Annotated in this window: 10 protein-coding genes and 1 pseudogene; 2 read left to right on the top strand and 9 right to left on the bottom strand. The window is 71.2% G+C overall.

Annotation, left to right across the window (positions count from 1 at the left end; translation table 11 throughout):
* A partial coding sequence (locus tag ACFY0T_RS06395; RefSeq protein WP_388865143.1) for a galactose oxidase-like domain-containing protein occupies positions 1-1,912 on the top strand: 1,912 nt, incomplete at its 5' end.
* A gap of 119 nt (positions 1,913-2,031) precedes the next feature.
* Here ACFY0T_RS06395 and ACFY0T_RS06390 read toward each other — a convergent pair.
* The 9 genes and pseudogenes from ACFY0T_RS06390 to ACFY0T_RS06350 all read right to left on the bottom strand — a co-directional run.
* Positions 2,032-2,412, bottom strand: a pseudogene (locus ACFY0T_RS06390) (transposase); the annotation flags it as partial.
* Positions 2,413-2,551: 139 nt separating this feature from the next.
* Positions 2,552-4,942, bottom strand: coding sequence for an SWIM zinc finger family protein (locus tag ACFY0T_RS06385; protein ID WP_388865675.1), 2,391 nt, complete (start codon positions 4,940-4,942; stop codon positions 2,552-2,554).
* Between the two features lie 86 nt (positions 4,943-5,028).
* Positions 5,029-7,995, bottom strand: a complete 2,967-nt coding sequence (locus ACFY0T_RS06380) for an SNF2-related protein (RefSeq protein ID WP_388865672.1) — start codon at positions 7,993-7,995, stop codon at positions 5,029-5,031.
* Positions 7,996-8,100: 105 nt separating this feature from the next.
* Complete coding sequence (locus tag ACFY0T_RS06375; protein ID WP_388865141.1) at positions 8,101-8,682, bottom strand: sugar kinase; 582 nt, start codon at positions 8,680-8,682, stop codon at positions 8,101-8,103.
* Positions 8,679-9,824, bottom strand: a complete 1,146-nt coding sequence (locus ACFY0T_RS06370; RefSeq protein WP_388865139.1) for an ROK family glucokinase — start codon at positions 9,822-9,824, stop codon at positions 8,679-8,681. The genes ACFY0T_RS06375 and ACFY0T_RS06370 overlap by 4 nt, the downstream gene beginning before the upstream one ends.
* 189 nt (positions 9,825-10,013) lie before the next feature.
* Positions 10,014-10,817 (bottom strand): ATP-binding cassette domain-containing protein, encoded by an 804-nt coding sequence (locus ACFY0T_RS06365; protein ID WP_388865137.1) that lies wholly within the window; start codon positions 10,815-10,817, stop codon positions 10,014-10,016.
* 14 nt (positions 10,818-10,831) lie between these two features.
* Positions 10,832-11,893 (bottom strand): ABC transporter permease, encoded by a 1,062-nt coding sequence (locus ACFY0T_RS06360; protein WP_388865135.1) that lies wholly within the window; start codon positions 11,891-11,893, stop codon positions 10,832-10,834.
* Complete coding sequence (locus ACFY0T_RS06355; protein WP_388865133.1) at positions 11,890-12,894, bottom strand: sugar ABC transporter substrate-binding protein; 1,005 nt, start codon at positions 12,892-12,894, stop codon at positions 11,890-11,892. The genes ACFY0T_RS06360 and ACFY0T_RS06355 overlap by 4 nt, the downstream gene beginning before the upstream one ends.
* 353 nt (positions 12,895-13,247) lie before the next feature.
* Positions 13,248-13,985, bottom strand: coding sequence for a GntR family transcriptional regulator (locus ACFY0T_RS06350; RefSeq protein ID WP_388865669.1), 738 nt, complete (start codon positions 13,983-13,985; stop codon positions 13,248-13,250).
* 126 nt (positions 13,986-14,111) lie between these two features.
* On the opposite strand from ACFY0T_RS06350, the gene ACFY0T_RS06345 reads away from it, so the two are divergent.
* Entirely contained in the window at positions 14,112-15,125 is a 1,014-nt protein-coding gene (locus tag ACFY0T_RS06345) for a Gfo/Idh/MocA family oxidoreductase (protein ID WP_388865132.1), read from the top strand.
* Positions 15,126-15,133: the final 8 nt, after the last annotated feature.

Genomic DNA, 15,133 nt, shown 5'->3' with positions numbered 1-15,133 from the left:
GGGCGGTTCGCCGCTGGCGGCGGCTGCGGGCACCCCGATCGGCGCGGTGAGCCGCAACACCGACAAGATTGACATCTTCTGGGCCGGGGCGGACGGCGCGATCAACACTCACTTCTTCAGCGAGCTCAAGCCATGGGCCGAGCACCAACCGTTCACCCTCGTACCGGGCGGTTCGCCGCTGGCGGCGGCTGCGGGCACCCCGATCGGCGCGGTGAGCCGCAACACCGACAAGATTGACATCTTCTGGGCCGGGGCGGACGGTGCGGTCAACACCCACTTCTTCAGCGAGCTCAAGCCATGGGCCGAGCACCAACCGTTCACCCTCGTACCGGCCGGTTCGCCACTGTCGACGGTGTCGTTCGCGCCTATCAGTGCAGTGAGCCGCAACACCGACAAGATTGACATCTTCTGGGCCGGGGCGGACGGTGCGGTCAACACCCACTTCTTCAGCGAGCTCAAGCCATGGGCGGAACATCAACCGTTCATCGTGGTCCGCGGCGGGTCGCCAGTCGCAGCCTTGGCATCGAGCGCCGTGGCGAGCGTCAGCCGAGGTCACGACAAGATCGACCTGTTCTGGGCGGGCCCCGCCGGCTCGGTCCATTCGCTGTGGTGGACCGAGGCCGATGGCTGGGGGCTCGATCATCGCACGGCATTCGGGCTGGCCGGCGGCGGCCGCTGGTACCCCACTCTGATCACACTCGCCGACGGCCGCGTTCTCGCTGTCGGTGGACACCCGGCATCCACCGACAGCAGGCACTGGAACAACACGCCGGAGACCTACGACCCGGCCCGTGACGCCTGGACCATCCACTCCGAAGTCGGCGATCTCGATGCGTTCGTCCAGTACCCGCGAATGCACGTGCTCCCCGACGGCAAGGTGTTCTGCGCGACGCCTTTGACCAACGAGGAGGCCGGCGTCGGCTTCAGCCTCACATACGACCCCGACACGGAGGAAACCCGCCTGATTGCGCCCCTCGGCGATAAGCATTACCTGGCGGGCGGCATCGCGAGCAAGGCCGACACCACCTCTGTCCTGCTGCCGCTACGGCCATCGAGGAACTACGCGCCCAGTGTGTTGCTCTGCGGCGGCAAGGAGGCGCTGTACATAGATTTCGCGGATGAGCACCCCGCCTGGAACAAAACCGAGGCACGACCGCGACCGTTGACGCGTGTGTTGAGTGGCGCTCGGTTCAACCTCAACGCCGTCCTGCTGCCGAGCGGTGAGGTCTTCATCAGTGGCGGTGTCGCCGACGAGGGGGAGACGAAAGCAGACGCCAGCGCGGTCATGGCCGGCGAGATGTACCACCCCGACAGTCGCACGTGGGACCAGCTGGAGGACGCGACGGTGGTGCGTAACTACCACTCGGTGGCTTTGCTGATGCCAGACGGCGCGGTATGGACGGCCGGCTCGAACAAAGACGGCCTACCAAGCCCTGACTCCCATGGGCGGGACACCCGCGAGCTGCGCATCGAGATCTATCATCCCTGGTACTTCGACCGGCAACGGCCGCAGCTGGTCTCCGCACCCGACCGGATGACGTACGGGCAGGAACCGGCCAGTGAGATCACGATCGAAGTAGGCAATGCCGATGCGATCTCCGAGGTCGCGGTGGTGCGTACCGCGTCGACCACCCACGCATACAGCTCGGACCAGCGGTACGTCGAGCTGTCGTTCAGCATCGCCGACGCCCAGCACCTACGCGTCAAGCCGCCGCCGTCGGGCGGCGTCGCGCCACCTGGCGTGTACTTGATCTTTGTGCTCGACGCCGCGCACGTGCCCTCGACCGGTCGATTCATCACGATAGCGTGCGGGCTGGATGACGAGGTATCCAGGCTTTGGCGTGCTTCTGGGACAGCTGATGGATCACCGGAAGCTCGACATCGGACTACTTTCCTGGCAGGCCGAGGCTGAGGAGTCTGAGCCTCCCCAGGGGTGCGACTCCTGACCGGTGCTGCTTCGGCGGCTCGCGTGAGGGCGCGGATGGCTTCGGTCGTGGTGCTGCCGGCGCTCTGTCGCCGCTGGAGGTAGGCGCGGGCGTCGGGGTGGTAGTGGGCTTGCGTGACCGCTATCCGGTGCAGGGCTGAGTTGAGCCGGCGGTTTCCGGCACGACTGAGTCGATGCCGTTCGCGGTTGCCCGACCACACGAGCAGGGGCGCGGTGCCGTTGTGGCGGGCGAAGGCGTCCTTGGACTTGAAGCGCGTGACATCGGCGGTCCCACCCAGGATCTTCGCGGCGGTGAGCGTGCCGCAGCCGGGGATTTCCAGAAGACTCGGGGCCAGCGCCTCGATCCTGCCGGTGATCTCCGTCTCCAGCTCGCGTATCTCCTCGGTCAGCGCCTGGCAGCTGGCCAGCAGCCGCCTGGCCAGCCGGACAACGATGCCGTCAAGACCGTGAAGGAAGCCGACCTCCACGGCGACCTGCCTGGGAATGCGTCAGGCTGCGGGCCGGGGGATCAAGGCCGGGATCGAGGCCCCGCTTGTGCACGCCGCCCACACGGGTCCGTCACATGCGGCCGGTCGGCGAGGGCGCGGCCCGCTCCCCTGCCCGGTGTCACAGGTCGCCCGGTGTGCCGAGGCCGGTCAGCGCGCCGACCGGGTCGAGGTCGGGGGTGCCTCGGGGCCACCAGTCGTCGCGGCCCGGTTCGGATTCGTAGGCATACCAGAGGCCGCCCCGACCGAGGCGGAGTTGGGCGTGGCCGCGGGGGTGGGTGAGGTGGTTGCGCCACGGCCGGAAGGCGGGAAGGTCCGCGACGAGGAGGAGCGGGCGGGCCCGGTCGAAACGGCCCGCCGGTGGATCCCAGGGCTCTTCGAGGACGCTGAGCGCTTCGAATCCGCCCTGCCGCCACGCGGCGACCGCACGCGCCAGGTCGGCCGGGGTACGCCCGGTCGCCGAGGCGAGCGAGGAGTACAGGGCGCGGGTGGCGGCGGTGAGGCCGGAACCGGGGCGGGCGGCGGCCAGGCGCACCGCGTCCTGCCAGAGCGTCAGCTCGGCCACGGGATCGCGGCCCGTGGTGAGCAGCGCGTGCGCGCGGGCGGCGGCGTCCGTGGCCAACTGGTCGAGCGCGAACGGGTCCGGGCCGCCGGGTGCGCCCGGGTAGGTCGGCGGCTGCTCGGGGTGCGCGGGCGGTGGCAGCGGCGCCGGGAGGGGTGGCAGCGTGCGCCGGGCGAGGGCGTCGCGGGCGCGTACGCCGGGCGGGGGCGCCGGTTCCTGTTCCTGGGCGGCGCGGGCCGCGCGAGCCGCGTTGCGCTGGGACAGCGCGTCGAGCAGCTCGCGTTCGCCGCGGCCGCGCAACAGGAGCAGCACGAAGGGGTCTTCGTCCAGCAGACGTGCCGTCTGGTAGCAGAGGGCCGCCGCGTGCTTGCAGGGGTGACCGGAGTCGGGGCAACTGCAGTGCGGTTCGAGCTCGCCGGGGCCGGGGAGCAGCGCGACCCCGCACTCCGCGAGCGACCTGGGCATCTCCTTGTCCAGCAGCGCGGCGATGTGCCCGGGCCGCTCGGCGGCCGCGTCCAGGAAACGGTCCCAGTCGTCGTCGGACAGCGTCCGCACCCTGACCTGCACGCGGTACGGCCGCGGTCGGCTCCCGTGCACATACGCGAGCACCAGCCCCGGGGTGACCGTGATGGCGTCGACGTACCCGTGCCCGGCGTAGGCGCGCCCGCGCGCCAACCGCGCCGCGTCCAACGCCCCCTCCTCCAAGGCGGTCACCCAGGCATTCCCCCACCACGTCTCCGCGAACGCGTCGTCCTCCGACACCCGCGCGGGAAAAGCGGGGAACGTACGACGCAACTCACCGTCGCGCCCCGGGGATCCCATGGAACGAGGGAGACGGCCGGCTGGGGGCGCGGTTCGGTTCTCCGATCCGAGGTGCGGTCCGGAGCTCGATCCGAAGTTCGATCCGGAGCTCGATCCGGAGTGCGCCCCAGAGTCCGGTCCGGAGTGCCGTTCTGGGTACGCCGGGAGCGGGTCGGGGGTCGCGTCGGGTACGGAGCCGGGCCGCGCGAGGCGCCGACCAGGGGATGCCTCGCCTTCGTCGCCCGGTTGGACGGATCGCGAGTTCGGGGTCGCCCCGGGCTCGTCTCCCGGCTGTTCCGGGTGCGCACTCGACGTTGACGTCGCCGCACGTGCGTCTCCGGGCGGCGCGGGACGCGGCTTCGCAGTCACCTCGTGTGCGTCCTGAGGCTGCGTTCGGGGCAAGTCGGACGTCGCCTCGCGGGCATCCCGGGACTGCACCGTATGCCGGTCCGACGTCACCTCGGTGGGCAGCTTGAAGGCGTCGGCCAGCAGCTCCCGTAGGTCCCGGGCCCTGGTTCCCCGGTCCTGGAGGGGCCGGTCTGGGCGAGTCCTGGAACCGGTCGTCGGGAGGTCGGCGGATCGCCTTCCGGCCTCACCTCCCTTTTCTCCATTGACCGTTACGCCATCGGCTCCGGCGTCCGCCCGTGCCCGCCTCGCCTCGTCCCGCGCGGCGCGCAACGCCTCGCGTGCGATGTCACCGGGGCGCGCGCCTCCTGGGGCCCGCTCAGCGGGACGGGTCACCTGGGTGCTCTCGGCCCCGCCGGACGCTCGCACCGAGCCCGGTTCCGCATCCCCATCGGACACCGGAGAGGACACGTCCCCCGCGTCCACAGCCTCACCGGAACCCGCAGCCTCACCGGCAGCGGCAGCGGTGCCGGCACCGGCACCGGCACCCCAAGCTCTCCCCGCCCCCTTCGCGGTCGCCCGCCGCAAGGCCTCTCGCGCCACGTCGCCCGGTCGCGCACCCGGGGAGGACGCTCGCACGGGAGGCGTATCGGCCATGCCCGGCGCCGAGGCCGGGCCCGACTGGTCGTCGGCCGCCCCGGTCCCCTGAACCTCGCGCTCCCGCGCGGCCCGCAGCGCCCGACGGGCCTCGTCGGCAGGGCGCGGCCCGGCCACCGGGCGTTCCTCTTCCGCCTCGGACGCCATCGGGCGTTCCTCTTCCGCCCCCGCCGCCATCGGGCGTTCCTCCTTCGCCCCGGCCGCCACCGGCCTCTCCTCGCGCTCGGGACCGTTCACGAGGACCTCCGAAGGGACACGAGGTCGGACAGCTCGCGGTCGGTCAGTTCGGTCAGGGACGCCTCGCCGGAGCCGAGGATCGCGTCGGCCAGGGCACGCTTGGCTTCGAGCATCTCGGCGATGCGGTCCTCGACCGTGCCCTCGGTGATGAGGCGGTGGACCTGGACGGGCTGGGTCTGGCCGATGCGGTAGGCGCGGTCGGTGGCCTGTTCCTCCACGGCAGGGTTCCACCAGCGGTCGAAGTGGACGACGTGGCCGGCGCGGGTGAGGTTCAGGCCGGTGCCGGCGGCCTTGAGGGACAGCACCAGGACCGGGGTCGTCCCGCTCTGGAAACGGTCCACCATGTGCTCCCGGTCGGCGACCGGCGTGCCGCCGTGCAGGAGTTCCACGGGGACGGCACGGGCGGCCAGGTGCGCGGTGATCAGGCGAGCCATCCCCACGTACTGGGTGAAGACCAGTGCCGAACCGTCCTCGGCGAGCAGCGTGTCCAACAGCTCGTCGAGCAGGGCCAGTTTGCCGGAGCGGGCGGAGGGCCCGTGGGCGGCGGCGCGCGCGTCCTCCTTGAGATACAGCGCCGGGTGGTTGCAGATCTGCTTGAGGGAGGTGAGGAGTTTCAGGACGAGGCCTCGGCGCGCGATGCCCTCGGCGGTCTCGATCGCCAGCATCGACTCCCGGACCACCGCCTCGTAGAGAGAGGCCTGTTCGCGCGTCAGAGGAACGGGGTGGTCGGTCTCCGTCTTGGGCGGGAGCTCGGGGACGATGCCGGGGTCCGACTTCTTGCGGCGGAGCAGGAAGGGACGGATCAGCCGGGCCAGGCGGGCCACCGCCTCCTCGTCCTCGCCGTTCTCCACGGCGCGCGCGTGCCGGGCGCGGAAGGACTTGAGGGGGCCGAGCAGTCCGGGGGTCGTCCAGTCGAGCAGGGCCCACAGTTCGGAGAGGTTGTTCTCCACGGGGGTGCCGGTGAGCGCCACGCGCGCGGGGGACGGGATCGTGCGCAGGGCTTTCGCCGTCGCCGAGTAGGGGTTCTTGACGTGCTGTGCCTCGTCCGCGACGACCATGCCCCATTTCTGGTCGGCGAGCCGGGGAGCGGTCGAGCGCATCGTGCCGTACGTGGTGAGGACGAAGCCGCCGTCGAGGTCGTCGAGGGTGCGGTCGGGTCCGTGGAAGCGGCGGACGGGGACGCCGGGCGCGAAACGGGCGATCTCCCGCTGCCAGTTGCCCAGCAGCGACGCCGGGCAGACCACCAGGGTCGCCTCGCTGCGGGCCCGCCGCAGGTGCAGCGCGATGACGGTGACGGTCTTGCCGAGCCCCATGTCGTCGGCGAGGCAGCCGCCGAGTCCGAGGGAGGTCATGAGGTCCAGCCAGGCGAGGCCGCGGAGTTGGTAGTCCCGGAGCCGGGCCCGCAGCTCCTGCGGCGGCTCCACGGGAGTCACGCCTGCCGTCAACCGGTCGCGCAGCGCGGCCAGCGCGCCGACCGGCACCGCCTCGACCGTCTCGCCGTCGACCTCGGCGCTGCCGGTGAGCGCCGCGGAGAGCGCGTCGACCGGGTCGAGCAGGCCCAGTTCCCGCTTGCGGGCCTTGCGCACGAGGGCCGGGTCGACGAGCACCCACTGGTCGCGCAGCCGGACGACGGGGCGGTGGGCCTCGGCCAGAGTGTCCATCTCGGCCTCGGTGAGCGGATCGCCGCCGAGGGCCAACTGCCAGCGGAACTGAAGCAGTTCCTCGCTCTCGAAGAATCCGGTGCCGTCCGTCGCCGAACCGGGCGCGGGGCGCACCACCGCCGCCGCGCTCAGGTCGTGGGCGAGGTCCCGTGGCCAGTGCACGGCGACCCCGGCCGCGCCGAGGCGGGTCGCCGCGGACCCGAGCAGATCGGACAGCTCCTCCTCGGAGAGGGCGAGTACGCCGGGCACGTCCTGTTCGGACAGGCGGTCCAGTGGTGGCCAGACGCGGGCCGCACGGCGGACGGCGAGGGCCGCGTCGACGCGCGCGCGGGGGCCGAAGGTCGCGGCGGCCTCCCCCGCCCACAGGGCCGCCGCGTCCACCACGAGGGTGGGGTCGGCGAGGCTGTGCACCTGGACGACGGCGGCGCCCGCGCGCCGCGCTCCCTCGCCGTCGTCGAAGAGCTGGTAGGCGGACAGGTCCAGGCGGAGCGAGATCCGTACGCCCGCGTCCATGCCCGCGGCGACCTCGGCTGCCCAGTCGTGGGCACCGGGCAGCCGCTGCGGCCGGCTCGCGGCGAAGGGTTTGCCGGAGGTGTACGGCGCGGCCGGGGTGCGCGGCAGCGTGTCGGCGACCGCGTCCAGGAAGGACCGCATCAGCGCTTCCGGCTCGGGCAGCCGCAGCGGGCCCTTGCCGGGGAGCGGGACGGCGTGTCCTTCGTACGGGAGGGCCGCCGCGACTGCCCTGAGGTGGGCGATGTCGTCCTGGTCCAGCGGCCCCGCGCGCCAGGCGTCGAGGCCGTCGGCCGTCAGCCCCGGCAGCAGTCGGCCGCGCGCGACGAGCCGCAGCGCGTGCAGCGCGGCCGCGCCCCAGCAGGCCGTGGCGGGATGTGCGGCGCGGTCGCGCCGGGCTCCGGCGAGCAGCGGCAGGGCCTCGGCGATGGGCAGGGTCACGGCGGGGACGGTGCCCCTGCGGACTCCTGAACCGTGCGGCCGTACGACCGTCAGCACGGTCCGCTCACCCGACGACGCCCCGTCGCCGCCTTCACCCCACGACGCCACTCCGCCGTCGTGACCCGACGACGCCCCTCCACCGTCGTGACCCGACGACGCCCCTTCGCGGCCGTCGCCCGACGTCGCTCCCCCGGCGTGCTCGCCGGAGGGCAATGCCTCGCCGTCCGGATCCCAGAACGCGACCCGACCCTCGCGCGGCAGTGGCGCGGGCAGGAAGACGGCGGCGAGCCGCACGGAGAACTCCTGCGCGGAAAGCGACCGCTCGGCCACCGCATCCACCCCGTCCCCCATACGCCCGGTCACCTCCCGCCCCTCAGTCGAATCAGTTGTCTTCGACTCTACGGGCGGGGTCTGACAATCGGCCTCGGCGACCACGCGCGGCCGGATACGGACCGGTCAGGGAATCGTGCGCGAGACCACGTACACCATGGGGTGCTTCGGCTTCGACCAGTTCACGACGATGTCCTGGGTGGGCGCCGGGTCCTTCTGCTTGTGGACGAGACCCGACCACGGGCCGGCGCCCGTGAACTTCCAGCGAACGACCTTCTGGTCGCGGGGGCCGATGGTGATGTCGTCCTTCTTCAGGGCGGCACGGCTGGTGCCGACGCCCTTGAGGAATTTGTCCAGGCCCGCGTTGGTGGTGCCGAACTGCACGTACAGGCGGCTGGTCTTCCAGTTGTTCGTCTCGTAGTAGGCGACGTCCGTGGACTTCCCGGGGATGGGCACCTGGTAGAGGCGGCGCTGGACGCGTGAGGGCCAGCCCGCGGTGAGGCCGGTCGCCGAGTACTTCTCTTCCTTCTGCTTGCCGCTGTTGCGGCTCTGGTTGGCGGAGATCACCAGATAGCCGGCGGGTACGCCGATGAGCAGCACGATGATCAGCAGCGTGAGGGCACGGCGGCGGAACTTGTGGTGCGGATCCTCCGGCGGCCGCTGCGGCTCGTCCGGCGGCGACGCCTGGCGCGGCAGCGAGGCCGTCACAGCGACCCCTGGGTCGTACGACGGGACTCCGAGTAGCGCTCGTACCGCTCGTACCGCTCCACGCGGCGCCGCTTGGCGCGGCGGAAGCGGCGGGCGACGAGGCGGGCCAGGTCGGCGGCGCCGACCATGCCCGCATCGGGGCCGAGCTGGGCGCGGGCGATGCGGGCCTCGGGCCGGTAGCCGCGGCCCGTGAGGTGCCTGCGGAACGCGTCCCGGGCAGGGCCGATCAGCAGGTCGTCGGCCGCGCTGACGCCACCGCCGATGACGAAGCAGGAGGGGTCCAGGGCGGCGGCCAGGTTCGCGATGCCCACGCCGAGCCACTGGCCGATGTCCTGGAGCAGCTCGATGCACATGGCGTCGCCCTCGCGGGCCAGCTCGGTGATCATCGGGCCGGTGATGTCGGCGATGTTGCCCTTGACGTGCTCGATGATCCCGTACGCCACCGGGGAGTCCGCGGCGGCGAGCTCGCGGGCCTCGCGGACCAGCGCGTTGCCGGAGCTGTACTGCTCCCAGCAGCCGCGGTTGCCGCACGGGCAGCGGTGGCCGCCGGGCACGACCTGCATATGGCCGAACTCGCCGGCGACGCCGAACTTGCCGCGCTTGACCTGGCCGTCCTCCAGGATCGCGCCGCCGATGCCGGTGCCGAGCGTGATCATGACGAGATGGTCCTCACCACGGCCCGCTCCGAAGCGCCATTCGGCCCACGCGGCGGTGTTGGCGTCGTTGTCGACCAGGACGGGCACGGAGAGGCGGCCGGAGAGGCGGTCGCGCAGGGGCTCGTTGCGCCAGGACAGGTGGGGGGCGAAGAGGATGCGGTTGCGGTCGGCGTCGACCCAGCCGGCCGCGCCGATGCCGACCGCGTGCACGTCGTGCCGGTCGGAGAGGTCCAGGACCAGCTCGACGATGGTGTCCTCGACGACCTTGGGGCTCTTGGACTTGTCCGGTGTCTCGGCGCGGACCTTCTCCAGGATGTTGCCGTCGGCGTCCACGACGCCCGCCATCACCTTCGTGCCGCCGATGTCGATGCCGACGGTGGGAACGCGGGGCGCCGTCAGATGGGAACGGCGCTCGCGCGTTCCCACGGTCCGCAGGACGGTGGCCCGCGCGGAGCCGCGGTGTGCGAGGTCGCGGTAGGTGCTCATCGGGCCGATTCTGCCTTACGCTCGCGCGGGCCTGCACGTGGGAGCCTCCGCCCAGCCCGGCGCCACTGTTCCGCGAGGGGTGCGGTCAAAAAAACTCGGGCCGTCTCTTCGCGGCGGACCGCGGGGGCCGGTCGCGCGGTTCCCCGCGCCCCTGACGGGGCGCGGTTTCCCTTCGCGGCGAAGATCGGCTTACTTCGTTCGCTCCAGTTCGTGCCGCAAGTCGTCCAGCTCGCTGCCGCCCGCCATCTGGCGTGTCAGCTCGTCGAGCGTGATGTCCTCACGCGCGTTGCTGCTGAACATCGTGCCGCGCTTCAGGAGGACGAAACGGTCGCCGACGAGGTACGCGTGATGCGGGTTGTGGGTGATCAACACAACACCCAGTCCGGCGTCCCGTGCGGCGGCCACATATTTGAGGACCACACCGGACTGCTTCACGCCGAGGGCGGCGGTGGGCTCGTCGAGGACGAGGACCTTGGCGCCGAAGTAGACCGCGCGGGCGATCGCCACGCACTGGCGCTCGCCGCCGGAGAGGGTGCCGATGGGCTGGTCGACGTCCCGGAGGTCGATGCCCATGCGCAACAGCTCCGCGTGGGTCGTCTTCCGCATGAAGTCGACGTCCATGCGCTTGAAGGGGGCGACGCCCTTCCGCGGCTCGGAGCCGAGGAAGAAGTTGCGCCACACCGGCATCAGGGGGACGACGGCCAGGTCCTGGTAGACCGTGGCGATCCCGTGGTCCAGGGCCTCGCGCGGGGACGACAGCCGGGTCTCCTCGCCCTCGATACGCAGGGTGCCCGCGTCGTGCTGGTGCCGGCCCGCGATGATCTTGATGAGGGTGGACTTGCCCGCGCCGTTGTCGCCGAGCACGCAGGAGATTTCCCCGGCGTGGACCTCCAGCGAGACGCCTTCGAGGGCACGGATGTTGCCGTAGTTCTTGCTGACGTCGTCGAGTTCGACGAGCGCTGTGCGTTCCGTGGAGGCCGAGTCGGTCGTCATGGTCCCGTCCGTGGTCACTTCGTCGCCTCCGCGCGCTTGCGGACCCAGTGGTTGAGCAGGGTCGCCAGGAGCAGCATCACTCCGAGGAAGAACTTGAACCAGTCCGGGTTCCACTCCGCGAACACGATGCCCTTGCTCACCATGCCGAAGATCAGCGCGCCGACCGCCGCGCCGACCGCGGAGCCGTAGCCGCCGGTGATCAGACAGCCGCCGATGACGGCCGCGATGATATAGATCAGCTCGTTGCCGACGCCCTCGCCGGACTGCACGACATCGAACGAGAACAACAGGTGCTGGCCGGAGATCCAGGCGCCGAAGGCGACGCCCATATAGAGGCCGATCTTGGTCTTGTCGACCGGGACGCCGACCGCGCGGGCCGCTTCCTCGCCGCCGCCGACGGCGTAGATCCAGTTGCCGACGCGGGTGCGCAGCAGGATCCAGGTGGCGACGGCGACCAGGGCCAGCCACCACAGGATGGTGATCTTGAAGTCGACGCCGCCGATGGTGAACGTCGACGCGAAGACGTTCTTCGCCGAGGAGAAGCCCTCCATGTCGGAGATCGACTTCGTGGAGACCGTGCCGCTGATCAGCTTGGTGAAGCCGAGGTTCATGCCGGTCAGCATCAGGAAGGTGCCGAGCGTGATGATGAAGCTCGGCGGGTCGGTGCGGGTCAGCATGACGCCGTTGAAGACACCGATCGCGAGGGTGACGAGCAGCGAGACGAAGACACCGACCCAGACGTTCGCGGTCATCTGGTAGCTGAACATCGAGGAGATCAGCGCCGAGCTGGTCACCATGACGCCCGCGGAGAGGTCGAACTCGCCGCCGATCATCAGCAGCGCGACCGGGACGGCCATGATGCCGATGGTCGAGGAGGCGTACAGGACCGTGCTGAGGCTCGCGGCCCGTACGAAACTGTCGGCGAAGAGGGCGAAGAAGACGAAGACCGCGATCGCGCCGACCACCGAGCCGAGCTCGGGGCGGCTCATGAGCTTGCGCAGCGGGGAGGTCTTCAGGAGGCGTTCGTCGGCCTTGGTGCCCGGCGACGGCGCGGGCGCGGGTGCGGTGGTGCTCATCGGGTGCCCCGCTTCGTGTACTCCTCGAGCGCGCCGGCCTGGTCCTTGGTGATGATCTGCGGTCCGGTGAGGACGGGCTTGCCACCGCCGAGGGTGTCGGCGTTGTACTTGTAGAGCCAGAGCAGGTCCACGGCCTCGTACCCCTGGAGGTAGGGCTGCTGGTCGACGGCGAAGCCGAGCGTGCCGTTCTTGAGCTCGGCGGCCACCTTCTCGTTCAGGTCGAAGGTGTCGATCTCGGCCTTGCTGCCCGCGTCCTGCTTGGCCTTGACGGCGGTGTCCGCGAAGGGGGCGCCGAGCGTGACGACCGAGTCGATGGACTTGTCGGCCTGCAGTTTGGCGCCGATGGAGGCCTGCACGTCGGGCATGCTGGTGCCCTGGACGTAAAGGTTCTGCACGGTGCCGTCGAAGGTCTTCTTGATGCCCGCGCAGCGCTGCTCGTGGCCGACGTTGCCCTGCTCGTGCAGGATGCACAGGGCCTTCTTACGGCCCCGCTTGTTCAGCTCGTCGCCGACCGCCTCGCCGGCGACGGTCTCGTCCTGGCCGATGTGGGTGAGCGCGCCGAACGCCTTGGACTCCTCCGAGCCGGAGTTCACCGTGATTACGGGGATGCCGGCCTTCTGGGCACGCGCCACGGCCGCCTTCATGGCGTCGGGCTTGGCGAGCGTGACGATGATGGCGTCGACCTGCTTGTCGACCGCGGCGTCCACGAGCTGCGCCTGCTGCTGTGCCTCGCCGCTGTGCGAGTACAGGAAGTTGATGTTGTCCTTGACGGCGGCCTGCTTGGCGCCGCTCTGCACGATGTCCCAGAAGGTGTCGCCTTCGCCCGCGTGGGTGATCATCGCGAAGGTCCACTTGGGCGTGTTCACCGCGGCCCTGCCCTGGGCCGCCGCCGCCTTGCGGGCGTCCTCGGCCCGCTTCCCGCCGGTGCTGCTGCATCCCGCGAGGGACACCCCCAGCGCCCCTGCGAGCGCGATGCTTACCCAGGTCCGAGTCCGTGCCACGAGGCCGTGCCCTTCTTGCTTGCTCCTTGCTGAGCCGGGCCCTGCGGACTGACCCGGAGGGCCCGCCTATAGGCCCCTGGGACCGGCGTCTCACCGGCCCCAAACGCCCAAGTATCAATCACGGGGATCACGCACCCGACCAGCGGGTCCCGCGCGCGGTGAACTTCACCGCCGGCGGCACGCCCTTCTCGGTGACGATCACACAGGCGTCATGGCCGTACGAGGGGCTGGATCACGGAGCCGTCGGGCCGAACGAGGATCCGGCAGCTCGCGGAGCCGTCACGGCCGTACGAGGAAGACACGGATGACGAAACCGTCCGAGCCGTACGAGGAGCCCACGGTTTACGAAGCCGTCACGGCCGTACAAGGAGCTGGAACTCGAAGGAGTAGCGCGAGGCCCGGTAGATGTGGGTGCCGAACTCGACGGCGCGGCCCGTGTCGTCGAAGGTCGTGCGCTGCATGGTGAGCAGGGGCGCGCCGGACGGCTCGCCGAGTCGCTCGCCCTCCTCCTCGGTGGCCGCGCGGGCGCCGACGGACTGCCGGGCGCTGTGCAGGGTGATGCCCGCCGCACGCATCAGCCGGTACAGCCCGGTGGCCTCCATCTGCGCGCTGTCCAGTTCCAGCAGGTCGGGGGGCAGATAGTTGCACAGGTACGCCATCGGCTCCCCGTGCGCGAGGCGCAGCCGCTCCACACGGTGTACGTCGCTGCCCTCGGCCACGCCCAGAGCGGCCGCGACTTCGGCGGACGCCGGTACAACGGTGTTGACGAGCACCTGGGTCGCCGGGCGCTGGCCCGCCGATTCCAGGTCGTCGTAGAGGCTGCTGAGCTCCAGCGGGCGCTTGACCTGGCTGTGCACGACCTGAGTGCCCACGCCGCGGCGCCGTACGAGCAGGCCCTTGTCGACGAGGGACTGGATGGCCTGGCGGACCGTGGGCCGGGACAGGCCGAGCCGGCCGGCGAGCTCGATCTCGTTGCCGAGCAGGCTGCCCGGGGTCAGCGTCCCGTGCTCGATGGCGGCCTCCAGCTGTTGGGACAGCTGGAAGTAGAGCGGGACCGGGCTGCTGCGGTCGACGCTGAGCTGGAGCGACACGGTCGGATCCACATCTGGTTTCGGCACGGCCCGAGCGTAGCTCCGGGAGATGTTGACGGGAAGTTGTGAAGTTCGATTGTCCGGACAAACCATTGACACGGTGCCGGGTTCGCCCACACTGTTCCCATGCGCATCGGACTCATCGGAGCGGGTCGTATCGGCACATTCCACGCGACCACTCTCAGCCGTCACCGTGAGGTGGGCGGCTCCCTCATCGTCACGGACGCGGACACCGCGCGGGCCCATCGGCTGGCGGACCGGCTGGGTGCGACGGCGGCGCCCAGCGTGGACGAGATCTTCACCTGGGGCGTGGACGCGGTGGTCATCACGGCGGCGACCTCGGCCCACGCCGAACTGATCGGTCGGGCAGCACGCTCCGGACTCCCCGTCTTCTGCGAGAAGCCCATCGCCCTCGACCTGCCGGGCACGCTGGCCGCGCTGGCCGAGGTCGACGCGGCCGGAACGATTCTGCAGCTGGGCTTCCAGCGCCGCTTCGACGTGGGCTACACGGCCGCCCGCGAGGCGGTGCGGTCGGGGCGGCTCGGCCGGCTGCACACGGTCCGGGCGATGACGTCCGACCAGTCGCCGCCCCCGGCCGACTATCTCCCGCTCTCTGGCGGGCTCTACCGGGACTGCCTGATCCACGACTTCGACATGCTGCGCTGGGTCACGGGCCGTGAGGTCGTCGAGGTGTACGCGACCGGGTCGGACGCCGGGCCCGCGATGTTCCGCGAGGCGGGTGACATCGACACCGCCGCGGCCGTGCTCACCCTCGACGACGGCACGCTCGCGACGGCGACGGCGACCCGGCTGAACGGTGCGGGCTACGACGTCCGCATGGAGCTCGCCGGCGAACGGGACCAGATCGCCGTCGGCCTTGACGACCGGACGCCGATCGCCTCCACCGAACCGGCCGGGCCGCCGCCCGCCGACAAGCCGTGGACCGGTTTTCTGGAACGCTTCGGGCACGCGTACGAGGCCGAGCTCGCCGCGTTCGTCGAGGTCGTGCGCGGCGAACGTGCCAATCCGTGCGACGGGCGCGAGGCGCTGCGGGCGCTGCGCATCGCCGAGGCCTGCACGGTGTCGCGGCAGGAGCGACGCCCGGTGCGCCTCGCGGAAATCCCGGGCGGGCGGGACTGATCCCGGTC

The organism is Streptomyces sp. NPDC001530 (assembly GCF_042894545.1).
Lineage (GTDB): Bacteria > Actinomycetota > Actinomycetes > Streptomycetales > Streptomycetaceae > Streptomyces.
Note: the sequence above shows the minus strand (reverse complement) of the source record. Positions and strands in the feature narration are given on the sequence as shown.